Here is a 26,732-nt window from a genome sequence, read left to right on the forward strand (position 1 = left end):
ATTTTAAGTTGGAAAGTTGGTAAGTTGGTAAGTTGGTAAGTTCCGGGTAGCGGGTTGCGAGTACTGAGTTTGAAATTGTGCTTGCCTAAAATCTTAATGACCTTAATTTCTTAATGGTTAAAAAAAGATTTCTTTGTGCATTTTGTGTCTTCTTTGTGGCTTTTGCGAAACTTAAAAAAATAACTAATCGACCCATAATCTTATTATAAATATCCACAGCTAATCATTAATTAAACAATATGATAACATAAGCACAAAACAAATAATATCTGAAATATTGTACTTTTGGGTTATTATTTGATTTGAATGAAGTTAAACATTACCTTAAGCCTGATTTATATTTTTATAGGTAAAATAGCACTTGGTCAGGACAGTTCCAAAGTTCATTTACTGCCCGAAATTAACGTTTCCGCTTTACGGTCTCAATTAAGTAATCTTGAAACGCCTGCGAGTATCCACAGCATCAGTGCCCGGAACCTGAAAAACAGGATATTCAGAACTTTACCCGAATTCTTCGAAAACAACGGCACTTTCTGGCTTCAAAAAACCAATCATGGTGGCGGCTCATTGTTTTTGCGTGGACTTACCGGAAATCAAACGCTCACTCTCATAGATGGTATCCGCCTTAACAATAGTACCTTCAGATACGGACCGAATCAATACCTCAACACCATCAACCCTTTCATGGTCAGCCATATGGAAGTTCTTTCTGGCGGTGGCTCGGTACAATACGGCTCTGATGCTATTGGTGGACTATTGCAAATTTTCACTCATGACCCAAATTTTGATAAAAAGGTGGATTTCATAGCCAATACCCGATATGGTAGCCAAAATATGGAGAAAAGTATTAACAGTTCTCTCAGCATCAGCCATAAAAATTTGGGATTATTAGTAGCAGGTTCTTTCAGAGATTTCGGTGATTTGGTGGGCGGAAAAGGAATTGGTATTCAGACGCCCTCTGGCTATCAGGAATATGCCTACGATATCAAAGGAGTTTGGAAATTAAGATCGAAAACCAGCTTGATAATGGCACACCAAAAAGTGAGACAAAATCATGTGCCGGTATATCACAAAGTCAAACTTGAGGATTTCAAAATCAATGAGATGACGTTTCAGATCAGAAACCTGAGTTATCTGAAAGTAGAAAACGAAGAAAAATCAATTTGGCTTAAAAAACAAGGTCTTACATTAAGTTTTCAGGACAATCCCGAAGAAAGAACATTACAAAAAAATAACAGTGCGATGGTCAGAACTGAAAATGACCGGATTAAAACACTGGGATTTTCTGTAAATAATGTTTCTATTCCTTATAAATTTTGGACAATAAATACCGGGTATGAAATTTACAAAGACCAGGTAAACAGTACCCGCATTGACGAAACAGTCGGTGTTACGACTCCAAAAAGAGGGCTGTATCCCAACAATTCCGAATATTTGAATCAGAGCCTTTTCAATCTGCATCAATTTCAAATTCGGAGTATATTCCTTAACCTGGGTCTTAGATACAATACCATACAGCTGGATATTCCGGATGAAAAACTGGGAATTTCCAGAATGGATTATCAGGCTTTTGTTTACAATGCCGGTTTATTGAAGAAAATCAATAAAAAATGGGCAGCATATGGCAGTTTCAATACATCATTCAGGGCACCTAATGTTGATGACCTGGGCACGCTTGGAATTGTGGACTTCAGATATGAGATTCCTTCAGGTTCACTTAAACCTGAGTTTGCCAGACAACTGGAGTTTGGGCTTAAGTATTATTCCGAAATTCATAACATGCAATTATCGGTTTATAAAAATAACCTTACTGATCTGATTACCAGGGAAAAACTGGAAGGCCAAAAAGTAGAAACTTATCAGGTTTATGCCAAAATGAACACCGGTAAAGCTTTAATTAAAGGATTAGAATACAACTCAAAAACGATAATTTCAAAGAAATTAATTCTCAATTTGGGATTTTGTTACACCTATGGTCAGGATTTAATAAAAAATGAACCACTTAGAAGAATTCCACCAGTATTTGGAAATTTTAATCTTAGATATTCTGGAAATGACTGGTACATTCAGCCAGCCTTTACTTTCGCCGGAGCTCAAAAAAGATTGGCTGCAGGCGACATCGCCGACAATCGTATCGGTCCCGAGGGCACCCAAGGATTTGCAGTATTTAATTTTCAAACGGGTTATAATTACAAAAACATAGCCCTGGATATTTCTGCCAATAATTTGGGTAATGTAGCATACAAAACCCATGGTTCCGGCATTTATCAGGTGGGTAGATCTTTGTGGGCGAGCTTAAGTTTTAAATTATAAAAACATTGAATTTTAAATAAAATAAAATATGAAAAAGGTTCTTATTTTCCACTTCATCAGTACTTTAGCTCAGGCTCAAATTCAATATGAGGTTACCCCTCCAGCGGGAAATCTTCCTGCGATGGCCAATAAAAACAACGTCAGTGTGTTACCCAACGGACGATTCATCACCCCGATGGGCAGGCAGTTTATCACCGCACCTCATCCCTATGGACTGACATTGAGCAAAGATGGCTCTGTGGCGATCACTTCCAACTCGGGCATTAACCCATTCTCAATCAGTATTATAAAAGGTTTAAATGGAACCAACCCAAAGGTGATACAGGTGCCCGAAGGAGCTAAAACCGACAACGGAATTTTGGAAGCCTGCTTTATGGGTTTGGCCATTAACAAAACGAATACCATTGTCTATGTATCAGGCGGGGAAACCAATAAAATACATCTTTTTAATATCAACAGTGGTAAAAAACTCGGCACCATTGATTGTGCGGTAAAAAATACTAAAGTTGATTACAGCCACGGTTATCTGGGGGATATGGTGATGTCTGCCGACGAAAAATTACTTTTTGTGGTGGATCAGATAAATTTTAGAATTGTGGTGATTGATTTATTAACCAAACGAATCGTGGATAATATTCCAACGGGCCGCTACCCTTTTGGCATTGCACTCACGCCGAATCAAAAAAATCTGGTTGTGGCCAATGTTGGCGTATTTGAATACAGCCCTTTTACCGATATTGATAAGAATAATCTGAAAAACACAGCTCACAAATGGCCCTCTTCTATTTATGGGTCAAAGGAAATGAAAGAAGGAAATCCCTCTGAAGGTGTAAAGCCACTGGGTGATCCCAATGCCGATGAGGCCTTTTCTGTCTGGACTTACAACATTTCAAGATATACTAAAAAAACCACTGTAAACCCTTTACAAAACATTAAAAAAGTGAAGACAGGTTTTTTGGTGGGACAAAAAATCGAAGACTTTGAAGCAGTGGGAGGAAGCAGCCCCAACTCTCTGGTAGCCACCAATGACAAAATCTATGTTTCAAACGGCAACAACGATTGTATATCCATCATCGATATAGAAAGCGGAAAACTTGATCAAAATCTTATGCTGAACCCTGAGCCCAGGTTGGGTAAGTTTAGGGGTTTTATTCCTTTTGGGGTTGCCATTTCTCCCGATCAAAGCCGGCTATTTGTGGCATTGGCAGGAATCAATGCCGTGGCAGTAATTGACACTAAAGACCAGCTAATCAAAGGGTACATACCCACAGCATGGTTCCCTAGCAAACTAAAAGTCACACCGGACGGTAAAAAACTGGTGATAGCCAACGCCAAAGGATACGGAAGCGGACCCAATGGTGGTGCCACTTTCAAAATCGGACAAGAAGGAAGTTATATTGGAAGTCTGATGAAAGGTGTGGTTTCGTATATGGATATTCCGACCGATTTGGAATTGAAAACCTTAACCCAAAAAGTGATTGACAATAATTTTAGATTTACACCTATTGACCAGGTCAATGCTGAAGCCAGTAAGGTTATTCCAGCCAAACCATTGACAGGGTCTGAAAACATCAAACATATTGTATTTATTTCAAAAGAAAACAGAACTTATGATGAAGTTTTTGGTCAATTGAAAGAAGGAAATGGTGAAGCTGAATTGGCTCGTTTTGGTTTGAATCGCACAGTAAAAAACAGGGCAATGGACTCAGTAGTACGACATACTGACATCATGCCCAACCATCATGCATTGGCTAAAAGGTTTGCAATCTCAGATAATTTCTTTTGCGACTCTGATGTATCCGCTGATGGACACCGCTGGCTCGCCAGTACTTATCCCAACGAATGGGTAGAAACCAACACCGCAGCTTCTTATGGCGGACGCAAGGGAATGAGAGAAGAATCAAATGCACCTGGAAACTGGTCAATTTATGGTTCAGCAGGCAGTATTTATCCTGAAGACTACAATGAAGCCGGTTCCCTATGGGATCATATGGAAAGAAACAATAAGGATTTTTTCAATTTCGGATTTGGTGTTGAAATGGCCGGTGCTTTTTCTGACAGTACTATGAAATATACGGGGGAACTTTATACCATCAATTATCCTATTGCAGCACCTCTTTTCAATAAGTCCTCGCGTACATTCCCTACCTACAATATGTCCATTCCAGACCAGTTCAGAGCCGATGAATTTATGAGAGAGTTTAAAGAAAAATGGAGCAATGGTAATCTGCCTTCTCTCATCACTTTGCAGCTTCCCAACGACCACGGCTCCAAAGAACGCCCTGCTGCCGGGTGGCCATTTCAGGAAAGTTATATGGCCGACAATGATCTGGCTTTAGGCCGAACAATTGAGTTTTTGTCCAACACACCTTACTGGAAAAATATGATGATTGTGGTGACAGAAGACGACCCGCAAGGAGGCGTAGATCATGTGGATGCCCACCGTAGTTTGCTGATGGTGATGTCACCCTATACCAAAAAGAATTATGTTGGTCATGTACATTATAGTTTTGGAAGTATTTTTAAGACTTTTTGGAAAGTATTTGGAATACCTTATCTCAATCAATACGATGTTTCTGCGGCCGATTTGAGTGATTTGTTCACCAATGAACCCGACTATAGCCCCTATAGAGCTGTACCGACTGATATCAGAATATTTGATCCACAAAAAGCCCTGGATCCATTCGATGAAAAATTTGACTGGAAAGCCTTTAATGAATCAGAAGAACTGGACAAAACTGAAACCATGCAGAAACGTCGTGCAGAGGACGATAAACATGAGAAGAACAATTGATTCTTTTCCCCCTTTGACTCATAGAATTTTGGTTTAAAAAATATCAGTTAATTAATACACCCCATCAGGATTTTTGGATCTTGATGGGGTGTTTTTTCATAGGGAGTCCTTTTTATTTATTTAAAAAGACGATATTTATATTGTTAGAAAATAGCTAAGTGCAATAAAGTATTGGTCAAAAAACAACTTATCACTTTTCCAAAGGCAATTTTATCCTTGCTAATATATTTAATTTCCAATGGCTATTAAATTCCAACGAACAAAATAAGATACAGGTGCATTGTCAGTATTAATAACTTTTCCAGTACACTGAGTGCTAGTGCAATTATATATTACCAAAATAATTCGATATAATTCACCTGTTGTTCCACCAGTCAAGTATTGGCTACCCACCAAAACTGTTGGAGCACTGGTAAATCCTGAAGGTAAATTAATCGTAAAAGTATCGGATGCATGTGCCGCCAAAACGAATGGAGCTGGCTCTGGGGTTATAAAATGTGCTATTTTCATATTGGAAGATGAAAGTAAATTATAAGCAACTCCTTTGCCATTATTTACAGTTAGTGTACCATCAACAACTGCATTGCTATTAACCGTTAAACTGGTAGTAGTCGGTGTGATACTATTGACCCTTAAGTCACTACTTATATTAACATCTCCATTGAATTGAGCAGCTGGCCCAGTTGAATTATTTATTACATATAAAGCAGGATTCGTGCTCGAGGTAGTTTCAAAATGCCCGCCATGCAATGATGAAGAAATACCTTTAACCCCATCTCCTGATGTGCTTGTGCCATAGACTGCATCAGCTGCAAAACTTACTCCTTGAACACCATAACTATTAGTACTTTCTCCTTTTACGCCAATGCCAAAGCCACTTCCACCACTTGAAACTGGCAAACCAATCCCATGGACTCCTATGCCACTATTTTTTACAACTCCATAAATCCCTTTACCGTTACCATCGTGCTGTCCATAAATCCCTATTCCATTTGAATTCTGGCTGATATTTATACCAAAAACACCTATTGAAGAAGGATTTGCAGAACTTGGTGCTGTATTAGTCGATGCACCATAAACGCCAGTACCATAAGTAGGAGAGGAAGTCTCACCTGTTATTGCTCGCCCATTCCCCGAATTCGAAACGTTAAAAAGGATATTGGGTGCTACCACACTTCCGCTACCCGAATAAGGAAGAGTAAATCCACCTACAGTCATGTCTGTCCAAGCGGTTCCGTTGCAGAAATACATTTTGTTGTCACTCGTATTATAAACCATCCTGCCTTTGCCGTTGGCATCACAGGTAGGCAAAACTGCCACATTGGGCACGTCGATTCTATTGGGTAGAATGGTGGCTGATTGAGCAAAGCTTTTTAAGCAATAAAACGAAGAAATTAAAACGATAAATTGGGATAATTTTCTCATGTCATACTTTTTGTATAACCAAATTTAGACAAATTGAAATTTAAAAATCTCATTAAAAGTATGATAAAACGGAGTTTTTAATTTTACGGTAATTTGGATAGAATATTAACTTTTCAAATTCTCCGATAAACTTCATCGAAAAAAAACCTCATTCTATCTCCCCAAACACCGTTTTCTTCTCTTATTCCGCAAGAAATCACCATATTTATTTCTGCTCCAAATGTTAAATCCAGGATGTTTTTTACTTTTCTACTATAAAAACCTTCCATGGGGCAGGTGTCGTATTTTTCATTGGCCATGGCCAGTATAAAGGTTTGAGCTGCCAAAGCACAAGTTTTATGGACTACGACCCGCATGTCGTTTTCAGATACCTGATAGGTGATGGTTCTAAAAAGTCCGATAAGGTTTACCATTATTTTTCTAAAAATGCCCAAAATGCCCAAAAACCGGGAGTATAAAAATGGCATTACAAACCCATAATACATTTTCCAGGTTTTAATCCTTTTGGCTTGTTTCTCTGTTGGGCTATTTTTCAAAACATTTTGAGTTTCCAGCTCCACAATTTTTCTTGCCCTTTTGCGGTGCATATCCTGTCGGGTCACAAAAACTACCATTTGCTGGGCAGTAGTGGCCGCTTGTTGACCCAAACAAGCCTCAGCTAGTTTTTTTAGGATTTCAGGATTTGTTACATGATAAAACTCCCAGAGTTGCAGATGGGAACTATTCAGAGCTAATGTTGCCAATTCTATACAATGCATTACTAACAACATGCTGGATAGAATGAAGAACAATTTTTTCCTTCTCATCTGATGACCATGTTTTTTGGGGTTTTGAGATTCCCAAATCTAATTAATTGTTAACTTAGTTTTGTGTCCAAGTATTTAACGACTTATATGGACTCTGATTGGATTTAACTTATTTTCTTTATTTTCACCTCATAAATTTTCAAAAATTATCTCGAATATTAACTACCAATACAATAAAAACTAAACGACCAATTTGGTTTTTACTTCATCCAATCTTCTTCTGGAAACCTTAATATTAGTCCCATTTTTTAGAACCATTAATTTATTTTCAGAATCAAAATTGGAAATAAAGTTTTGATTGATGATACAAGAACGGTTTACTCTTAAGAATTTATCTGAAAGCAAAAGGCCATACATTCCCAAAGTGTAAGACATAATTCTTTTTTTGCCAGAAGACATTAAAAAGACAGTATAATTTATGTTTGCTTCCAGCATAATTACGTTATCAATTGCCTCTTCGATTAACTTTTCATGAAGAAGTCTGAAATTTCTTTTTACTATTTTCATATAATTTTTAAACGCTGTATAAATAATAAATGGGATTGTATCGATCTAAGGTAAGAGAATACTTCAATTTTGCTCCTATTGTTGGAGGCAAAGAATAATTAGCTTATTATACCCTTGGTCAATTAATTTATTATAGAGATGAATGTCAGTTTTTTTTAAAAAATGTCATTTTGTCATTATTTTGGACACAAAGTTGAAAATAAGGAGCATATCAAATAAATTTTTATAAATGAGAGGTTAGAATTTGGACTTGAAGTGTTAGGATTATTCTTTTAAGTGTTTATATAGAATTCTATTTTCAGCTTTCATCTGTTAAATGAGTTTCCTTAAAAATAAGTTTTGATCTTAGTTTATTTTTTAGCCACTTAATTCTAAGAAATGTTAATTTCTCTGCATATTCATAAAAATCTATTCAAGATAGAAATTTATCATTTAAACCCACCTTGGCTGCAACTCATTGAGATTTTTTTTACTTGTTTTTTTATAATTCTCATTTTTGCACAATCAAAAACATTAAATAAAACATGAATTCTATTTCAAATAAACATTGGAAAAACTTAACTATTTATTGTGGATTTGGGGCCTATGTCTCATATTTTCTTGCCGCATTTGCACCATTAATTGATACAATAGCTATTATTCTTGCTTTTGCATTTGGGCCCTTTTTTATGCTTTCCTCGTTAGGGTTATATTATTTTTTAAAAAAATTCAATGACACAATAATTCTTCGAATAACTATTCTTTTTAACATAGTGGCCACAGCAATGGTTACGATGATGCTTGTGGTACAACAAACGCTTCAGGAATTTCATCAACGGTTTAAGAATTCTGAAGATTTGGGAGTTTCACAGGAACAATTAAAATGGATTTTTAAAGAAGTAAATTCCATACAGCTTGGAATTGATTTATGCTGGGATATATATATTTCAATGGGTACATTTTTCTTTTCATTATCGATGCTTAAAATACCACGAATGAATAAGATAATAAGCACCCTTGGTATGTTATTTTCCTTTTTATTATTAACGTACAATATTATTTTCTTCCCTGAACCTCCTTCAGAGGTTGGTTCAATTGATTTTGGACCTTTTGTGGCAATTTGGTATATTTTTTTATTCGGTTGGTTATTAATGAATAAAAAAATGGTCGTTTCTTAAAATGAAAGTTTTGACAACCAAATTTGATTTAGTTCTCTAATTATTTTGTCCAATTAAAGAAGTTCTTTCGTATTATTGAATCAATTGCCCCTTATGGGACCTAATTTAGGATTTTACTTTTACAAGATTATGTGCATTAACCGGGGGCATAAAAGTATTTTTTTTGATTTTTTTGGAACATTGTACCTCTTTTTCGAAAAAATTCCGAAACTAAGAAACCGGAATTAATCATTGTTCAAAAGTGAAAATTTATCGAAGTTCAATATTTCAGAAGCAAACTGGACATTTACAGAGAGTTTGAATTAACTGAAAACATCTAAATACCAAATTTTAGCTATTCAGCTTATTTTTCCTCCTGAAAAATTGAATGCTTTTAATAGATTCCATTTTGAGGCATCAAATCACATTAAATCAAATTTGGCGAATTAGGTATGGCAACAACCTCAACGAATACCATTAAAACGCTTATGCACTTTTGTAGCTATCAGACAATAATGAATAGATTTTCATCTTACACTGCTACAAATGAACCTTCATTTTTAGTTTTGAAGAGTTTTAAACAATTCAATTTTATAAAATCAATATTTATTTTACTTGAAATAAATCTTAAGAGTCGAGATATTTCAATCAAATTAATCGAATCTTTATATTTAAGTTTGGCTTAACTTAATTTATTTTTTATAATAAGTATTGCAATTCTGTAATGTAAAAAAAGCTTAATAATTAATAACTAAAGTTACTATAAATTTTTAGTTGGCCATTATCTAACGTTACAGGTTAAAGAATGGGAAGGATAATCATTTAAAATTCCCTCTTTCATAAATTTTTAAATCATATATTATTTTGACTTCCTTTTACATTTCAAATGATATTAAAAATAATTCACACAGTCGATTTTGATAAACTCAACTCAAAATCAATTCATAGCTATTCAGGTGATTTTTTCAGCCACTCGTAATGATTTTTTTTCTTTGGCAATTTTTAAGGTAGAATTTTGAGGCATCAAATTTCTGAAACTTAAATGTGGCGACTACCGCTTATAATCATGAAAAAGCTATTTATTTTTTTTACCATTTATCATTTATCATTAAACATTATCGCTCAATCTATCAGTCTAGATCCTAACACTTTACAGTTACCACAATTATCAGTTAATCCATCTTGTACTATATCAGACAAAGGCAAAATGATATATAATACTACCCAAGAAAAAATCATGTATTGTAATGGGACAGATTGGATTGACCCTACATCAGGAGGGATACCGAACAATTGGGTAAATTCGGGTAATAACAGTTATTTGTCAAATTTGAACGGGATGGTGGGAATAGGCACAAATAATCCAGCGTCACCTTTAAGTATAGTTTATTCGGGAGATTATACGGGATTAAATTTAAAATCAACTGTTGGGTATTCCCTGATGGGCATTGATTCAAAAAATGGCCTGGCTGCTTTAAAATTTTCCAATAATGAAGTAGGCAAATGGTATTTAGGAAATAATGTGGATAATAATTTTCATATTTATAAAATGGATGGAAACTATGGGCCGAAGTTTATAATTAATAGTTATGGCGTAGGTATAGGAGTAAGCGATCCCAATAATACACTGGATGTAAATGGAAGAGTTAGGGTTAGAAACAATGGCTCCACTTCTGGAATTTGGACGTCATCTTCTACTAATTCCTTGAACAGTGCCGATGGAGCTTTTTGGGGTTTAAAAAATGATAATACAGCCGGAATATATATAGGGGACAATTGGAGAATGGAATTGACTAACGCAGGAGATATGTCAATTGATGGTAGTCTAACTGTAAATAATGGGAAAGGTGTAGCCTATAATCCAACAGGTGCCACCAATTTAAAAATATACCCTTTTACAACCGCCAATTTTAGTGCAGTGTTAGCGGGATTTGCCATGTCTCCTGAAACCGGAATTGTTTTTGGAGGTAACTTCACAACAGCTCCTAAAGTAATTGTTGGAGATATAGATTATACCCTCGGCTCATTGGGCGAATTGTATCGGGTTCAACTTGTAGTGTATGGTTGCAAAGTTGATAATGCAAATAATTCAAGTTGTAAAGCAAGATTAATAAATACAAGCCCAAACCCTGTAAATTATAATATTATCTGGAATTGCATTGCAATAGGAAATTAAGAGAAATTTTTAACTAAAAACAAAAATGAACCAAATTCAAATTAACCTGGTAAAAAATACATTTGACCTGGTAGCCAAAATTCCAGCCGAAACTGTAGGTAAATTGTTCTATAACCGGCTTTTTGAAATTGCTCCTGAAGTTCGACCAATGTTTGGTCGCTCAGAAATAGTGGAGCAATCACGAAAGTTAATTGGTATGCTGAGTTATATAATAAATCGTTTAGATAATCTAGAGTCAATTATTGATGAAATATCAAAACTGGCTCAACGACATATAAATTATGGCGTATTACCTGAGCATTACAAACCAGTAGGTGAGTCATTGCTATGGACACTTAAACAAGGACTTGGCTCAAATTGGAATAAAGATGTAGAAGAAGCCTGGACAGTTTGCTATGTTACACTTTCCAATGCTATGATTGAAGTATATAAATAATTTATTAATACTATCCCTCTAACACCAGGACATTTTCGATTGAAATAATATTTTGACTTTAATTTCAAAAAACAATGGTTTGCTATTTTTAAATGGCAAACCAATTTGAACCCTCAAAGCAACGGAATTCTAACTATAAACACCGTTTCAGTTTCAATTGCCTCCATTGGACTTGAAGTAAAGTATTTGTATAAACTTTTTAGACTATCAAGGCCTTGTTTATTGGAGGATTCCACAAATTTCTTTTTCTGTAAATTATTTTTTACAATTAAAAAATTATTCTCTATAAAAACATTAATAATCAACGGATTACCTTCTTCTATAGTATTATGTTTGATTGCGTTTTCAAAAAGATTTTGAAGTGTTACCGGTATTATTCCATGCTTTAAAAATCGTTCTGGAATACTGATAATAACTTGCAAACCTTCTTCAAAACGAGACTTTTGGAGGTTAATGTAATTTTGTACAAATTCTAATTCTTTTTCTAAACTCACTACCTCATTCTCCTTATTTTGTAAAATATACCTGTAAATTTTTGAAAGTTTTTGCAAAAAATCGGAGGCAAGATCAGGTTCTGACAAAATCAAACCATTGAGCGATGTAAGGCTGTTAAATAGAAAATGTGGATTAAGATGGTTTATTAAATTTTGGTATTGTATCTCTGTTTTATCTTTTTCTAATCGGGTAGATTGAAGCTGTAAATGATGAATTTTTTTTCTCTGATTTATTCTAAATCGAATTAAAGCGAAAAGAATGAAAACGAACGTTAGGAAAAAAAGCAACTTAAACCAAATAGTATTGTAAAAAAGAGTTTCGATGTGAATTTTCAGAGTTTGAATAGGCAAATATTTCTGATTTACATCTTTAGCCCGAACCTTAAAGATATAATCACCTCCATCTAAATTACCATAAACAGCCTCTTTTTTATCTTCTTTATCAATAATCCAATCATTATCAAATCCTTCTAGTTTATATGACATTTCATATAAATAACTATTTGGTGGTGACAGAACACCAAAATTAACAGAGAAACTATTTTGTATTGAGTTAAATTTAACCTGAGAATTATTCTCATTTATCAATATTGATGTATCTGTGTTTGAGATTCGATTGATATATAATTGATCCTGAAAAGAAGGTATCCTTAAGTTTTTTAAATCTATCAAAATGAACCCTTGTTTTCCAATTGATATTATTTTATCGGATTTTAAATCTATCAATTGGTTTTCCCAGTCAGAAAAGGAGTCATTTGTTTTCAGATTAAAGGAATAGCTTTCGTTTTTTATTTCATTAAAAATCAATATATTATCTAATATAGAAATAATAATATTGTCGTTATGGTCAATGGTTAATGAGCCAATATATTCAGTTTCAATAATAGTTTTAAAGTCATTTGTCAAAGGATCATATTTGATTAAATCATAACTCCCTAGCCAAAATTTTCCGTTTTTGTCTTCCACAAAACCCGAAAACCCTATTTTTGAAAAATCAATATTTTGCTTATTTTTAATGCCAATAAATTTCTTTTTTTCTTTTGAAAATTTAGCCAAACCACCCGATTGCATACAAATCCAAAATTCTCCTGACCGAGTAATCAATGAATAGGAAGTTCCAAAATGTATTTTTTGAGTCTTATTCTTTTTGAAATCAATATCTAATTCTATTGGAAAGCTTTTACATTTTTTTGTAATCAAATGATAATTATAAACTTCATGAAGGTCTTGTACAAAAATCCAGATTGAATCTCCCAAAAGTCTGGTGTGGCATATGTTTATTTTCATTTTGGGGTTGATTTTAGACGGCAAAATAATATTCGAGAATTTTTTGGTTGATTTATCGAAAACAAAAATTTCGTATGCCTTAGAAATCAATATTTTATTACCATAATTTTCTAACTTAATAGTGAAGTCTGAGTTCGAAGAGATTTTTTTTGAAGAGGGTATATTGTAGCTTACTGTTTGATTACTTGATAAATCATAATTAATCAAACGGTTTTCATTTGTAAGCATCCACCAGCTGCTGTTTTTTTCATCAACTCTAAAATCCCTAAAAAAATCATTTGGCTTATTTCTAAATAATTCTTTTGAGAAATCATAAACTTCAAATAGTTGTTCATTTGGATTTTGGGTTGCTAAACCATTAATAGTATTAATCCCATTTTGAGTACCGAACCAAATTGTTCCATTTTTTTCCTGAAAAATATCAATAAAATTGTAAGCCGAAAATGAAATACTATTTCCTTTTTCGTATTCAATTGGGATTAATTGTTGCTTTTTCAGGTCTATGTAAGCCATTTTCTTATTATAGCTACTGACCCAAATATTACTATTTGAATCAAAAAACAATTGATAAACTCCCGAAAAGGAAATATTAGGATTTGGATTTAAACCAAATGTTCTAACATTTTTTTGAAGTCGGGTATTATACCAGACAATTTCTTGGTTGTGGTTATCTGTAAAAACCAAATTGTTTTCATTTGTTGTAAGTGCAGATATATTGGTAAGATTAAAAACATCTGCTTTCTTTGGGTTAAATGACTTATTATAAATTTTCTGCGAAGAATAATCTAAAAAATTTAAAGCTTCATTACATGAAATCCATAATCCATTTTTGTTGGGATCCTCGACCAATCCTTTTCTGAAAACCCTGTTTGAACTTAGTTTTTTTGTTTGAGATGATTCAATAGAAAAGTTGTATAGTTTATTGGTTTTTGTGTCAAATTTATATAATCCTTTGTCACGAATTGAAAACCAAATATTTCCTCTTGAATCACAAATTATATTAAGACAGGCGTAATCAGTTTTATTAAGTTCTTTGAATGTAAAAAATGCATTTTTCTTTTTGTCAAAAAAACAGATACCTTCTGTTGTACCTACCCATATTCTTCCTTGCTTGTCTTCACAAAGCGATTCAATGGAATTATGAACCAGAGAATTGTCATCTTTTGAATTATGTTTAAATGTTGTTGTAAAACCCGAATCATAGCGTTTAAGACCACTGGCAGTTCCTAGCCAAAGATATCCATTGCGATCTTTGAGCATACATTTGATTATGTTTTCAATGCTATTATCACTCACTTTCAGGTGGTCAAAAGTGTAGGGTAAGCGTTGAGCAGATACAGAATGAAAATAGATCATTGAAAATAAAAGATAACAAATAAAAATATGTCTACTGTTATTTTTTTTCTCTAAGACCTTCCTATAAGTTATTTTCGTCATTTAATTTGATTTGCTATTTCTCTAACCATTTCTTAAAAACAGGAGCCTTTTGACGGCTAATATCAATTTCGACAGATTGATGTGGATCTTTCAATTTGACCATCAATTTCAAATTTTCTAAGCCCCAAACTCTTTGAATCATGTCTTTATTGACAATAAACTGGCGATTAATCCTAAAAAAAGCATTAGGATCCAACATTCCTTCTATTTCATCCATAGTATTATCCAGGCTGAATTTTTCATTTGCTTTTGTAATAATATGAATTACAGTGTCATAATGGAAATGGGAAATTTCTTTGACTTTTACAGGAACCCATGCGTTCCTGTGATTACACAAAAACTGTTCTCTAAATGCTGGCTTAGAATCTGAACTTGTGTGCTGAAGAATCGCAGCAAGTTTTTGTAAATTAATCGGAGATTTTATCTGATTCTTAATTAAGTTTTTAGCCTTTTCTATGGCGTTTTTTAAGTCTTCTAGTTCAACGGGTTTTAATAAATAATCAATTCCGTTAACTTTAAATGCTCTTATAGCAAATTCATTATAAGAAGTGGTAAAAATAATTGGACAAGTGAGCTGGAACTTTTCGAAAATTTCAAAACTTACACCATCTGTCAACTGAATATCCGCAAAAACAACGTCGGGTTCGGCATTTTCAGCAAACCAATTTACCGATGTTTTGACACTGGGTAGTATCCCTAAAATTTTTAATTCAGAATCTATTTTGGCTATCTTAATGCTTAGTTCCCTTGCAACTAACTTTTCGTCTTCAATTATAATAGCAATCATTTCTATTAAGTGTTTATTAAACAAAGTATTGGAAAATCTACCTGACTTGCAAGTATTTGAATTTGGAAAGTAAAAAACTGAACTTGAATGGTAAAAAATAAGATCTGAGTTGTTTTTTCGACTCATTGCCTTTTCTTTACTATTCAATACTATATTTTGACTGTTCGGCGATATTAATTCGGTAAATTTAAAGATAATGTTATAATTTGAATATTATTAAAGGCGGTATGACTACAGAAGAAATCAAAATTGTTAAACAAACATGGCGAAATCTGGAAGGAATTGATCCGACATTGTTTGGGGATGTTTTCTACAGTCGTTTGTTTATTGCAGATCCCTCACTTAAGAAAATGTTTCGATTACCACAGGAGGTTCAGTCCAAAAAACTTATTGATACGCTAGATCTAATTGTAAAAAGCCTGGGCAGATTAGATGAATTAGGCAATCAAATAAAAGACTTAGGAGAAAAACATGTGAAATATGGGGTATTGCCGCATCATTATGATAAGGTAGGTGATGCCCTAATTTGGTCTTTGAAAAAAGGATTAGGAAAAGATTGGAATATCGAAGTAGAAAATGCGTGGAAAAAATGCTATACAATATTAGTTAATGCAATGACAAACTAATAATTACTTAAAAAATGATATTTATTAAGTCAAAAATTTATAGATACAAACTTCTTTTTTTGCCAATTGAAAGTTTTTCATAATTTTAATTTTTGTTCCGGGTTTTTAAGGATTAAAATTAATGAGGCAATAAAAACTTACTATAAGTCGATTTTGAATAAAAAACCCTGAGATAAATTACTGATAAACAAATTATTATTTATTACATTGTTATTAAGAAATATCGAAAGGCTACATTATATTTTTTTTAAGAATTGATTACAAAAACATAATTTTCAAATCCCATTGAGGTTACAGCAGGTTTATATATTTGCTTCATAAATATAAAAAAATGTCTGCTATTATTTTCAGATATAAAAAGAAGCAAAGTATTTACATTGATTATCAGGTTCTTTTTGAAGAATTAAGAGAATTGTGTTTTCCGACCTTTAAATATAAACAGGGAAATTGTCACAACATAGTTCATTACTGTTCTCTGATTCTCAATCATCGGGGTATAAAACATAAAAAAATATGGTTTTACGCTCCGGTAAGGTTTGTTTCAGGTTCAAAAGAATGTATCGTAATGCCTGACCCTAATCATTTGGCTATCAGCGGGAATCTAAAATGGGGCTATCATGTTGCTCTTTTGTTTGAAGATGGCCGGAATTGCCACGTATTTGATTGGATGATACAAGAAAACAAACCCATGACCATCAATGACTGGGTGATGAGCATGGGCCTGAAAAATTATAAGATTGATATTGTAGAATCTGAAAATTATCTTTTTTATGAAAATCCGGAAAAAGTTAAGAACAATGCTATCAGATATTTCAAATATGAAGATAAATGCCGGAACCATTATTGGATTGCCAAGGGGATGGCCATAAATGAAACTGCATACGAATTTTATCAGATGGAAGACCATTTTCGTGAAACCTATCCAAAAGATTTCAAATTGTTGGTGGGAAGTATTATCAATTTTGAATGTATAATCAGAGATAACCGCACCAATAACCGTGTAAATGATTCATTTAGAGAGAAACATGCTTTAATCATCCAAAAATATAGAAATATATATTTTAAAAATTTGAATAACTGGATTGATAAAATTGAGATTTATGATATTTAATCTCTAATAAACATTTGGCACATACATTTCCTTAGGAATAGGTTCACGTATATAATCCGGATTATGTACTCTTTCTGGCAGGATTACTTCCGGGTGTTCTACCACATCGTATGGAATCTGGCTTAGCAAATGACTAATACAGTTTAGGCGGGCTTTCTTCTTATCATCAGCTTCAATAATCCACCAGGGTGAGCTTTCTGTTGAGGTTTTGTCAAACATGTATTCCTTTGCTTTGGTATAATCTTCCCATCTCCTTCTGGATTCCAAATCCATTGGTGAAAGCTTCCATTGCTTCAAGGGATCATTCTTTCTCATGGTAAACCTGAGATTTTGTTCGTCATCCGAAATCGAAAACCAGTATTTTATCAAAATTATCCCTGACCTTATCAACATATTTTCAAATTCCGGCACGTCTTTAAAAAACTGTTCGTATTCTTCGTCTGAACAGAAGCCCATCACTCTTTCCACCCCTGCCCTATTATACCAACTTCTGTCAAAGAGCACCATTTCGCCACCGGCAGGCAAATGCGAAACATACCGTTGAAAATACCATTGTGTAGCTTCCCGATTACTGGGAGCGGGCAATGCGGCAACCCTACAGACCCTTGGATTAAGCCTTTGGGTTATTCTTTTTATTGCTCCCCCTTTTCCTGCAGAATCTCTCCCTTCAAATACTACCACTACTTTCAGTTTCTTATATTGGATCCAATCCTGAAGCTTAACCAATTCGCCCTGGAGTCTTAATAGCTCCTGAAAATAAAATTTTCTGTTCAGTGTTTTGCTCTCATCTTCTATACTACCTAGTCTCTCATCATCCAGTTCCATTTCCAGTTCCTCATCGAGGCTGTCCATGAGTTCCTGATGATATCTGTATTCCAAATCCATATTTTCACCTTCCATTTTCTATAATGAATATTTATAAATCTAATAAAAAAACCTTATTTAAAGACAATTTTAACCAGGATAATTTTTCCTGATTATTTCTATTTCTTTAAAAACTCCTGAATCCAGTATCCCGATTTTTTTATGGTTCTTTTTTGAGTTTTAAAGTTATTGTAAATGAGGCCAAATCTGGGTTTGATTCCATCTGCCCACTCAAAATTATCTACCAATGTCCATAGAAAAACTCCTTTCAGCCTTATGCCTTTACTTATCGCACGCCTGCATATTTTTAAGGACTTTTTGATATACTTTACCCGATTGTCATCTTCGAGTTTTCCGCCACTTAGCTTTTCATCAAAACACACCCCCAATTCTGTTACATAAATATCCTTCACATTTTTATAACTGCTAAATTGTTTCAGCATTTTCATCAAACCTTTGGGATATATCTCCATACCTAGCGGGCTGGTTTTAACATTTCTCTTATTTGCCGGAATCTCATTGGCAAAAAGAATAGGTGGTAAAAGGCTAAACTGAGCCACAATCCTGAAATAATATTGAATACCTATAAAATCAAAATCAAATTTCAGAAGCTCTTCATCGCCGGCCTGGAAATATTTATCGATTCGGTTAAGACCGGGAATTACTTCGGTCGGATACCCCAGTCCCAATGCGGGCTCAATAAAAAACCGGTTTAAGAGAGCATCCATTCTTCTGGCGGCTTTGATATGCGGGGGCCAAAAATTCTTTGGACTCACCACCGAGCAGGAAAATGTGGTCCCTATATAAGCTTCAGGAATATTTCTCCTTACTATTCTTCCTCCAATGGCCTGGCAGAGTGCGGCATGATGTGCAGCCGGAAGAAAGTTCTTCAAGCCTTTTCGTGCAGGTGCGTGGAGACCCATAAAATACCCCAAACCCACAAAACTCATAGGTTCATTTAAAACAATCCAATTTTTTACCTTTGACCCATATTCTTTGGTACAAAAATCAACATAACCGGAAAACCAGTCCAGGATTTCCCTATTTGTCCAGCCTCCTTTTTCCTCCAGGGCAAGAGGTAAATCCCAATGATAAAGCGTAATCCAGGGTTCAATCCCTTTTTTTAAACAATAGTCAATTACTTTATGATAAAAATCTACACCGCTTGGATTGTAGGTTCCAACTCCTTCAGGAAAAATTCTGGTCCATGAGATGGAAAACCTGAAAGCCTTGAGATTTAAGGCTTTGATCAGCTTGATATCTTCTTTGTACTGGGAATAAAAATCGGTGGCTATATTTCCATTTCCATTTTTAAATCTTTTATGGTTGGTAAATGCATCCCAAATCGACAAGCCTTTGCCATCGCTTTTCCAGGCTCCCTCAGTCTGGTACGCCGAAGTTGCCACGCCCCAGGTAAAATCTTTTGGAAAGTTCTTCTCTTTTAATTTACCGAATTCCATTCTTAGGAGTTAAAAATACAATTTGGCAAAGGTATCAGAAGTAGGGTATCATAAAAAATATGAACTATTAACTAAAGGTTAAGTTTTTGTAAAATAATTTCGTTTCTTTATAACGGAAGTTCGTTCTTTAGTAAAATGATTTCGTTTCTTTATAACGGAAGTTCGTTCTTTAGTAAAATGATTTCATTCCTTTATATCGGAAGTTCATTCTTTAGTAAAATGATTTCATTCCTTTATAACGGAAGTTCGTTCTTTAGTAAAATGATTTCATTCCTTTATAACGGAAGTTCGTTCTTTAGTAAAATGATATGTTTTCTAAATAACTGAAATTGTAAATCAGGCAAATAGTTTTTCAAATTTTATCCATTCGAAATTAAATATTCCTACGGTTTTTTCAATGTGCTCCTTCATTATTTTGAATTCCACAACCCTTCTAACGGAATAGTTGCTAAAAAGTTCTTTTTAAAACCAAACGCAGTTTCCCGTACCATCTAAGGCCTCAGCCGCATATTCATAGCCTATTTTATTTATTAATAGATACAAGCTTTCAGAAAGCATGGGGAAAAGTGACATTTCAATTAAATTTAACCCGAAGACATGACTCTGATATCCTCCATTTGCCACTGCATGCTTTAACGCCACCGTCCCTGGCTAAGCATGAAGGCGTTGTATTGCTGAAAAGAATTATCCAAAATAAAATAAAGGACAGAACTCATATTTCACCTCATTGGGGTATTTTCCCTGTCAAGACCTTAAAATTATCCTTAAAAAACTCCGGCTCTTCTATCATGATATAATGCCCGGCTTTCAGCGTTTTTACATGGGTAAAATCAGTTATGCCAGTTTTTAAGGTTTCATGGGCATCGTACCAATCTTGCCGGGTTTTGTGGTTTGCCTGATCGGCTTCTTTGTTGCCTGCATCTTCTTTCATGCTGGTCAAAACCACTACGGGTACATTGGGCAATGGTCCTAAGGTAAACATATATTCAAAATCACTCTCCAAATAAGTGGCTTCGTTGGTGGCTCCATGATTTGCACCAAAATTTTTAGAAAAGACTTCTACAATTTGCTTAACTTGTTCTTTTGTAGGCTCATTGTATTTTTCATGAGACGGGTCAACAAATAGCATCCCGGCCACTTTTTGAGGATTTTTTATAGTAAAATCCCGAATAATTAAACCACCCAGGGAATGACCAATCAAAATTACTTTTCGTCCTTTTGAATATTTCTCAATAACTTTTCCCAGATCATCGCTTAAAACAGCAATGCTACGATTAGTTTCTGCAATCGTAGATTTACCATATCCAGCTCTGTCATAAATTACAGTTTCGTATTTTTCAGCACAAAAATCTGCGATATTATTATTGAACCACACTGAATGATCATCTCCTAATCCGGCTTCCATCAGCACCAGATATTTAGAATTTTCGATTCCTGCGTGGTAGGCCATTAATTTCCCCGTATCATTCTCAAGAATATTTTCCTCAACCCAATTTTGTTTGGGAGAGATATTTTGTTTACAACCCAAAAGTATGACAAATAAAAAAAATAGCTTTTTCATAAAAATATCATTATCAAAACATGAAATAAATTAAGATTTTGTGATTTGAACTAAAGTAGGTGGACATTATCAATTTATTAACTTTTGGTTCAATTGAATTATTTGTTTTTTTCCACTAATCTGGAAATTACCAGTATTGTACAATAGGATTCTATTATCGAAAAGGCCGGCAATATTTGCCGGCACTTTTTTTTGGGGTTGAAAAGAGATTTAACCCAAAAATGTAATGGCTTGAAGAGGGCCCAAAAGATTAGAATTAGCCAGAAAAGCTAACGGAAACTAAAAACAGACACAATAAATCAAAACTCAGCAGGAAACTGCTCGAGAAACTCATAAAGCAGCAGACGAAAACCCCATAGGTAAAAACTACCGAAAATTAAGTTCAACATTGGCTTCATTCTAGGCATTGCATGCCGAACGAAGCCTTAGTTGTTAGCTGTAGCCTTTTATTCTTCCAGCTTGTTTTTTGTATGTTTTACAATTTCCTTAAAATTTTCTAACATACTTTTTTGTAGCAAAACGAACATAACATATTCAGGTTGTGTAACAAGAATAACTTTAAAATCTTTTTCTTGTATTCTTATTGCGTCATTTAATATGTCTCGAAAAGAATCAAGGTAGGTTTTCATTGTCTGTCCAATATTGTCTCTTGAAACTTGTCCTGAAAAAATTATGTATTCTTTCTCGTTTACAGATACTTTATGATGTATTTTTTCTTTAGTGTTTTCGTCAAAAATTTCGTCTTTGTATTCGAGTTTGATACCGTTTCTTTCAAATACAATTTTTGCCGATTTCAAATAGTCTAAAAACTCACCACGAAATAAACTACTTGCCCAAACTTCAAATGATCTAAAGTCAGAGGTTGGTGAGCCGTTTTTATATTCTGTCAAGTTATAAACACTTGAAATATAGTAGTCATTAGGAAAAGTTAGCCAACCTTTGCCAATATATTGATTTGTGTCGTCCGCAAAGTCAAAGTCAATCTTTTCTTTTATGTACTTTTTCTTTTCAAAGTCTTCTATTAAGTCAAAGTATCCAATCTTCTCCAATTTTTCAGAGAGGTTTATTTCTTTAGAATGGTCTTTTTTTAAAAAGTCAAATAGTCCCATAATTTTCTTTATGTTTAGTGTCCGTAAGGTTACAGCTAACGGTCAAGTGTATTCGAAGTGCGAGGTTACGAGCCATTATCGCATACACAGTGTTCTCAGCTTTTTTCTTCTTAATCTGTCGATGAACCACAAATTCCTATATACCAATCCTTTTTGGGATTATATACAGTCCAAAAGAATGTTCCCCACCATTCTTTTCCTGCATTGAAATAGGGTGAACAATCTGTACTCCATTTCATAATCTCTATCTTGGTCAAATCTGAAAAAATAAAGTTCATAAAGTCTATGAGATATTCTCCTTTCTCTTTTATTGTCTTACCTGTTTGAATTGAGTAAGGCGGTTCCATAAATGCATAAATAAAATTTCCATTTTGATTCGGGTACTTCAAATTGAATTCTTGAATCCTTTTATTCATGTCAAATTTATTCACTTCAAGTTCTTCGGCATCAAAATAGAAATATGAATTTATTGTTTCATTGCTTTCTCTCCCTCTTACGAATGGCTTTTCACGTTCTAAGTCATAAAAAGGTCCCAAGAATTCATCCAAATCAATATTTAATCCACTATTATCAAGTTCATCGAAACTTGTTTGATATATCGGTAATGATTTCCGGTTTCCCTTTGATGCACATCTGTTCCAATGGTAATTCGCATCAAAGTTTATCCGTTCCATTGTTTGCCTCGCAACAATTAAATGACATTCGTACTTTTCAGTTGGCATAACACCTTCATAATTTTTAGATATTCGGAATAAACGAAATCGTAATTCTCCTCCTTTCTTTTCGAAGTCGTCTGTTCTCGTTTGAACTTCTTCAGTCCGTATTTCCTGAATATTTATAAGCATTTTTGGATTTTTTTAATTGCTGAGAACGTTTTGCAGCTACCCGAAGGGCGGGACTTTTACCACAAAACTTAATTTGAAAAACTAATGTTTGATTAACCACAAAACTGTCTGCAGAGCACGAAACCCCGCCTTTTGGGTAAATGCTGTTGTCATGACCTCTCACCCTTTTTCTTTCTTTTGCTCCTAAACCCCTGTAAAATAAGGCTTTTATCATTTTTACTATCTTAATTTGGTGCAACAAAATGTAACGAAAAGCTTGTTTTGTTATACCTAATGTTGTACCTTTGTACTCTGTTGCACCGCATTGCACAACCCTGTAAAATATTAGATATGGCATCAATCAAATTAGTACTTCGAAATGATAAAGTAGGCAAAGATGGCGAAGCACCTTTGTACCTTAGACTTATCAAAGACCGCAAAACCAAATTCATTTCTTTAGGTGTTAGGTTAGTTCCAAATGAATGGGACGAAGATAAACAAAGAGTTAAAAAGAACCACTCAAATTCTGCAAGAATAAATGCACTACTGGCACAAAAGGTTGCAGAAGCTGAAGGGCAAGTTGCAGACCTTGAAAGAAAAAAATCACAGCCATCAGCAAAGAAGTTGAAGGAAGCCATCAAAGGAAAAGATGCAACCAACTTTTTTGAATACAGCTATGCAAGATGCGAAAAACAGAAAACAACATTATCACCTGCCACTTACCGGAATTACACCAAGTACATCAGTAAGTTTGAAAAATTTATGGGTACATCAGAAGTCTATTTTGAAGACATCAATGTAACCACCCTTAAAGATTTTGCAAACCATTGTTCCAAAACTTTGAGCAATAATAACACTACAATTCACTACTCCTTAACCATCCTTTCCATTATGTTCAAGGATGCACAAAGAGAAGATATAATTCCTACCAGTTTGTACCCCTTTGATAAGTTCAGAGTAAAGAAAGAAAAGAGCAGCCGCAACTACTTAAACAAAGAGCAATTAGCAGCACTCGAAGCATTAGAAGTTTCGCAATTAGGCAAAGCACAAATTTGTAAGGATATGTTTTTGTTTGCTGTTTATGCAGGTGGTTTGAGATTTGGTGATGTAATAGAATTGCAATGGAAACATTTTTTAGCAGCCGACAATCGTATTTCTAAAGTTATCCGCAAAACAGGAAGGCAACACAGTTTTAAAATGGGAAGTGTGGCCATTGAAATACTTGATAAGTACAAAACCAAAAACAGTCAGCCCGAAGATTTTATTTTTCCAATAATGGAGTACAGCGATTTGTATTTCAAGGATAATTTTTTCAGGTCAAAAGAAACAGAACGCCACAATGCACTAACCAATTTTCACCTCAATAATTTTGGAAAGACACTCAAACTTTCGTTTTCGTTGTCCTTTCATCTTAGCCGCCATACTTTTGCAACCAGAGCATTAAATAACGGAATGAGAATTGAACACGTTTCTAAATTGATGGACCATTCTGGAATTGGAATTACACAGGTATATGCAAAAATCATCAATGAAGAATTAGATAAAGCAGTGGATCAATATTTAGGTTAAAATCATTATTTTTCGCTTTTTAAATGGCAATAATTTCAGATAATCAAATAAACGCATACATCGACAAGCTGCTCAACTTCGTTGATGGCTTGCCTATGGGCGATAATGGCAAAGCATACATCAGAGCAAAATTGTTAGTGGATTTTTTAGACACTTGGCAATTTGATGATGAAGCCAACAGCTTCACCCTTGAAGAATACCTTGCTAATCCTTCAAATCCACGCTTTACAGAGGTTCAAACCACCTATGGTATAAAGAACACCGCACAAATTGAAAGGTGGATAGAAGGCTTTAAAACAGCATTAAAAAAGGCAAGAGGAAAAGCATTAGAAAACCATTTGAAAGAGTTAGATAATTTGCACCCAGCCCTCAAAGCTGCAAGGCTTATAAAAAGCCTGGCAGCCATTACCCGAGCAGAACTATTTGAGAAGCATAGTATCCAATCCATCAAAGACCCAGAATGGAACAACCAACTCAAAGAAATTTTAGGTGCTGAAATTACCTTTTCAAAAGAGCAAGCCGACCTACTAACAAAAGCCCCAAACCCACACCAACAAACACCGGCAAGTGAGGATGAAATATTGATAGTAGAAGAACTTGAAAACCGTTTGGCAATTGAAGCTGTGGAGTATAAGCGAAAGGTTGATGAACTTTGGGAAACAAATAAATTTGACCCCACTTATTTCGACAGCTTTATTTCAGGTCCTTTGCTTAATGAGTTTACCAAGTCCGTTTATGAAAGAATTAAGCCTTTGAATAATCAGGTTATAAATCAGTACCTCAATTTATCCCTGCAACAATTCAAAACCCATACACCACCCAAAAGACATAAAGCTTTTTTGCTTAACTATCATAATACTTATTGGTTCCCGAATGTGATGGAGTACAAAGAAAATGAGTATGATGCTAAATACGCCACCCACGTTTGGAAACATTACAGCAACCATTTTCATTTATTCAAAGAAGCATTTCAAAAAATTTATGATGATTTTAAAACAGGGTTAGTAACAAATGCAGCACCATCAGCAACAACCAAAATCAAGGATGATAATTTCAATATTTTTATAAAAGCTTTAGAATACAATTACCCTCTGGAGTATGCACCGTTGAGTTATTACTATCAGTGGCGTGACAACCTTTCTTACCTCAAAAAAGAAGTGTTGAGCAACCTCATTCACTTAGAACAGGATGCAAGAAAACCATACCTCAACCGCCTAAAGTTTGAACTGAATGAAACATTGCAGCATTGCCATACAAGCCAAAAAGAATTAAATAACCTTTATTCAAAATACGAAACCACAGAAGAACAATTGCTTCGCAATCGTTCTTACACCAACGCTTTGCATATTGCCATTAATGATGAACCACCAAAGTTCAAAGATACCTTTGAAGAAGGTTTTAACCCAGATACAGAGAACATTCAACACACCTTTTACAATTTCCATTATGGCAAAATAATTCTTTCAGCACTTGACTTTTTAAATGAACAAGCCATTGAATATGGCTTTATTCAGAAAGAAGATACACCTCCGCAACCCATCAAGAATAAGCCTTCGGCTTTATCTTTCCAGTACATCAACCACGTAACAGGTTCGCAGAACCTTACCGACCTAATGAACTCATTAAAGCGTTCCGCTTTTATTCATCAAGACACATCACTTGCCAATTTCAGAAGCATATTTTCATCAAAAGAAATAGAACAAAAAATAATATGGACAGGCAACATTTCCGAGTTAGCCCATTTCATCAAAACCCTTCACAACACAGCCAAAAAGGTAGAAGATACCAAACAAAAACAATGGGATATAACTATCAATTGTTTTGATATGGCAAACGGTACAGTATTAACCAATCAGAAATTAAAGCAACAACAAACTCCAGCCAGTGCAGCCATCATTGAAAAAGCAGTTAAAATTCTCTGATTTGCACTCTACACCTTACAATAAGTTTTAAAAAACTTTCTGCACACATCAAACGCCAGGCTTAGCAGCTTGGCGTTTTTTTTGGCAT

20 protein-coding genes are annotated in these 26,732 nt (G+C 34.3%); 9 read left to right on the top strand and 11 right to left on the bottom strand.

Annotation, left to right across the window (positions count from 1 at the left end; genetic code table 11):
- The first annotated feature begins 306 nt into the window (after window positions 1-306).
- Window positions 307-2,313 carry a TonB-dependent receptor gene (locus IPP61_17780; GenBank protein MBL0326985.1) on the top strand — a complete coding sequence of 669 codons (2,007 nt, stop codon included), beginning with the start codon at window positions 307-309 and terminating at the stop codon, window positions 2,311-2,313.
- Between the two features lie 28 nt (window positions 2,314-2,341).
- Window positions 2,342-5,107 carry a bifunctional YncE family protein/alkaline phosphatase family protein gene (locus IPP61_17785; protein MBL0326986.1) on the top strand — a complete coding sequence of 922 codons (2,766 nt, stop codon included), beginning with the start codon at window positions 2,342-2,344 and terminating at the stop codon, window positions 5,105-5,107.
- Between the two features lie 228 nt (window positions 5,108-5,335).
- On the opposite strand, the gene IPP61_17790 is transcribed toward IPP61_17785, so the two are convergent.
- The 3 genes from IPP61_17790 to IPP61_17800 form a co-directional block, all read right to left on the bottom strand.
- The gene (locus tag IPP61_17790; protein ID MBL0326987.1) at window positions 5,336-6,532 is read right to left on the bottom strand and encodes a hypothetical protein; all 1,197 of its coding nucleotides are present in this window, start codon (window positions 6,530-6,532) and stop codon (window positions 5,336-5,338) included.
- A gap of 113 nt (window positions 6,533-6,645) precedes the next feature.
- The gene (locus IPP61_17795; GenBank protein ID MBL0326988.1) at window positions 6,646-7,338 is read right to left on the bottom strand and encodes a nitroreductase family protein; all 693 of its coding nucleotides are present in this window, start codon (window positions 7,336-7,338) and stop codon (window positions 6,646-6,648) included.
- A gap of 180 nt (window positions 7,339-7,518) precedes the next feature.
- A complete protein-coding gene (locus tag IPP61_17800) occupies window positions 7,519-7,845 on the bottom strand; it encodes a LytTR family transcriptional regulator DNA-binding domain-containing protein (GenBank protein ID MBL0326989.1) in 327 nt (108 codons plus the stop codon).
- Window positions 7,846-8,369: 524 nt separating this feature from the next.
- Here IPP61_17800 and IPP61_17805 point away from each other — a divergent pair.
- The 3 genes from IPP61_17805 to IPP61_17815 all read left to right on the top strand — a co-directional run bounded on the left by IPP61_17805 (window position 8,370) and on the right by IPP61_17815 (window position 11,593).
- Entirely contained in the window at window positions 8,370-9,002 is a 633-nt protein-coding gene (locus IPP61_17805) for a hypothetical protein (protein MBL0326990.1), read from the top strand.
- Window positions 9,003-10,047: 1,045 nt separating this feature from the next.
- A complete protein-coding gene (locus IPP61_17810) occupies window positions 10,048-11,157 on the top strand; it encodes a hypothetical protein (protein MBL0326991.1) in 1,110 nt (369 codons plus the stop codon).
- 25 nt (window positions 11,158-11,182) lie between these two features.
- Complete coding sequence (locus IPP61_17815) at window positions 11,183-11,593, top strand: hypothetical protein (GenBank protein ID MBL0326992.1); 411 nt, start codon at window positions 11,183-11,185, stop codon at window positions 11,591-11,593.
- A gap of 113 nt (window positions 11,594-11,706) precedes the next feature.
- Here IPP61_17815 and IPP61_17820 read toward each other — a convergent pair whose 3' ends face one another.
- Window positions 11,707-14,730 carry a histidine kinase gene (locus IPP61_17820; GenBank protein ID MBL0326993.1) on the bottom strand — a complete coding sequence of 1,008 codons (3,024 nt, stop codon included), beginning with the start codon at window positions 14,728-14,730 and terminating at the stop codon, window positions 11,707-11,709.
- Between the two features lie 94 nt (window positions 14,731-14,824).
- The gene (locus IPP61_17825) at window positions 14,825-15,598 is read right to left on the bottom strand and encodes a response regulator transcription factor (GenBank protein MBL0326994.1); all 774 of its coding nucleotides are present in this window, start codon (window positions 15,596-15,598) and stop codon (window positions 14,825-14,827) included.
- 227 nt (window positions 15,599-15,825) lie between these two features.
- Here IPP61_17825 and IPP61_17830 point away from each other — a divergent pair, with 227 nt between their 5' ends.
- Both IPP61_17830 and IPP61_17835 read left to right on the top strand, forming a co-directional pair.
- Entirely contained in the window at window positions 15,826-16,224 is a 399-nt protein-coding gene (locus tag IPP61_17830; protein ID MBL0326995.1) for a hemoglobin, read from the top strand.
- 331 nt (window positions 16,225-16,555) lie between these two features.
- Complete coding sequence (locus IPP61_17835; protein ID MBL0326996.1) at window positions 16,556-17,335, top strand: hypothetical protein; 780 nt, start codon at window positions 16,556-16,558, stop codon at window positions 17,333-17,335.
- Window positions 17,336-17,338: 3 nt separating this feature from the next.
- On the opposite strand, the gene ppk2 is transcribed toward IPP61_17835, so the two are convergent.
- The 6 genes from ppk2 to IPP61_17865 form a co-directional block, all read right to left on the bottom strand.
- The gene (ppk2, locus tag IPP61_17840; protein ID MBL0326997.1) at window positions 17,339-18,235 is read right to left on the bottom strand and encodes a polyphosphate kinase 2; all 897 of its coding nucleotides are present in this window, start codon (window positions 18,233-18,235) and stop codon (window positions 17,339-17,341) included.
- Window positions 18,236-18,318: 83 nt separating this feature from the next.
- Window positions 18,319-19,659, bottom strand: coding sequence for a beta-glucosidase (locus IPP61_17845; GenBank protein ID MBL0326998.1), 1,341 nt, complete (start codon window positions 19,657-19,659; stop codon window positions 18,319-18,321).
- A 724-nt stretch (window positions 19,660-20,383) separates the two neighbouring features.
- Complete coding sequence (locus IPP61_17850) at window positions 20,384-21,220, bottom strand: alpha/beta fold hydrolase (GenBank protein MBL0326999.1); 837 nt, start codon at window positions 21,218-21,220, stop codon at window positions 20,384-20,386.
- A 446-nt stretch (window positions 21,221-21,666) separates the two neighbouring features.
- Window positions 21,667-22,329, bottom strand: a complete 663-nt coding sequence (locus IPP61_17855; protein ID MBL0327000.1) for a hypothetical protein — start codon at window positions 22,327-22,329, stop codon at window positions 21,667-21,669.
- 110 nt (window positions 22,330-22,439) lie between these two features.
- Window positions 22,440-23,174: a hypothetical protein gene (locus IPP61_17860; GenBank protein ID MBL0327001.1), complete on the bottom strand. Its 735-nt coding sequence runs from the start codon at window positions 23,172-23,174 to the stop codon at window positions 22,440-22,442.
- Window positions 23,143-23,337 carry a hypothetical protein gene (locus IPP61_17865; GenBank protein ID MBL0327002.1) on the bottom strand — a complete coding sequence of 65 codons (195 nt, stop codon included), beginning with the start codon at window positions 23,335-23,337 and terminating at the stop codon, window positions 23,143-23,145. The genes IPP61_17860 and IPP61_17865 overlap by 32 nt, the downstream gene beginning before the upstream one ends.
- Window positions 23,338-23,504: 167 nt before the next feature.
- On the opposite strand from IPP61_17865, the gene IPP61_17870 reads away from it, so the two are divergent.
- Window positions 23,505-24,722 carry a site-specific integrase gene (locus IPP61_17870; GenBank protein MBL0327003.1) on the top strand — a complete coding sequence of 406 codons (1,218 nt, stop codon included), beginning with the start codon at window positions 23,505-23,507 and terminating at the stop codon, window positions 24,720-24,722.
- A gap of 23 nt (window positions 24,723-24,745) precedes the next feature.
- Entirely contained in the window at window positions 24,746-26,644 is a 1,899-nt protein-coding gene (locus tag IPP61_17875) for a hypothetical protein (protein MBL0327004.1), read from the top strand.
- Window positions 26,645-26,732 lie beyond the last annotated feature (88 nt).

This window comes from Cytophagaceae bacterium, assembly GCA_016722655.1.
GTDB lineage: Bacteria > Bacteroidota > Bacteroidia > Cytophagales > Spirosomataceae > Leadbetterella.

Excerpts from the sequence above, each read along its gene's own strand:
- IPP61_17780 (MBL0326985.1), top strand. The coding sequence starts at position 307 with ATGAAGTTAAACATTACCTTAAGCCTGATTTATATTTTTATAGGTAAA.
- IPP61_17785 (MBL0326986.1), top strand. The coding sequence starts at position 2,342 with ATGAAAAAGGTTCTTATTTTCCACTTCATCAGTACTTTAGCTCAGGCT.
- IPP61_17800 (MBL0326989.1), bottom strand. The coding sequence starts at position 7,845 with ATGAAAATAGTAAAAAGAAATTTCAGACTTCTTCATGAAAAGTTAATC.
- IPP61_17795 (MBL0326988.1), bottom strand. The coding sequence starts at position 7,338 with ATGAGAAGGAAAAAATTGTTCTTCATTCTATCCAGCATGTTGTTAGTA.
- IPP61_17790 (MBL0326987.1), bottom strand. The coding sequence starts at position 6,532 with ATGAGAAAATTATCCCAATTTATCGTTTTAATTTCTTCGTTTTATTGC.
- IPP61_17805 (MBL0326990.1), top strand. The coding sequence starts at position 8,370 with ATGAATTCTATTTCAAATAAACATTGGAAAAACTTAACTATTTATTGT.
- ppk2 (MBL0326997.1), bottom strand. The coding sequence starts at position 18,235 with ATGGAAGGTGAAAATATGGATTTGGAATACAGATATCATCAGGAACTC.
- IPP61_17875 (MBL0327004.1), top strand. The coding sequence starts at position 24,746 with ATGGCAATAATTTCAGATAATCAAATAAACGCATACATCGACAAGCTG.
- IPP61_17825 (MBL0326994.1), bottom strand. The coding sequence starts at position 15,598 with ATGATTGCTATTATAATTGAAGACGAAAAGTTAGTTGCAAGGGAACTA.
- IPP61_17820 (MBL0326993.1), bottom strand. The coding sequence starts at position 14,730 with ATGATCTATTTTCATTCTGTATCTGCTCAACGCTTACCCTACACTTTT.
- IPP61_17850 (MBL0326999.1), bottom strand. The coding sequence starts at position 21,220 with ATGAAAAAGCTATTTTTTTTATTTGTCATACTTTTGGGTTGTAAACAA.
- IPP61_17830 (MBL0326995.1), top strand. The coding sequence starts at position 15,826 with ATGACTACAGAAGAAATCAAAATTGTTAAACAAACATGGCGAAATCTG.
- IPP61_17855 (MBL0327000.1), bottom strand. The coding sequence starts at position 22,329 with ATGGGACTATTTGACTTTTTAAAAAAAGACCATTCTAAAGAAATAAAC.
- IPP61_17860 (MBL0327001.1), bottom strand. The coding sequence starts at position 23,174 with ATGCTTATAAATATTCAGGAAATACGGACTGAAGAAGTTCAAACGAGA.
- IPP61_17810 (MBL0326991.1), top strand. The coding sequence starts at position 10,048 with ATGAAAAAGCTATTTATTTTTTTTACCATTTATCATTTATCATTAAAC.
- IPP61_17835 (MBL0326996.1), top strand. The coding sequence starts at position 16,556 with ATGTCTGCTATTATTTTCAGATATAAAAAGAAGCAAAGTATTTACATT.
- IPP61_17815 (MBL0326992.1), top strand. The coding sequence starts at position 11,183 with ATGAACCAAATTCAAATTAACCTGGTAAAAAATACATTTGACCTGGTA.
- IPP61_17870 (MBL0327003.1), top strand. The coding sequence starts at position 23,505 with ATGGCATCAATCAAATTAGTACTTCGAAATGATAAAGTAGGCAAAGAT.
- IPP61_17845 (MBL0326998.1), bottom strand. The coding sequence starts at position 19,659 with ATGGAATTCGGTAAATTAAAAGAGAAGAACTTTCCAAAAGATTTTACC.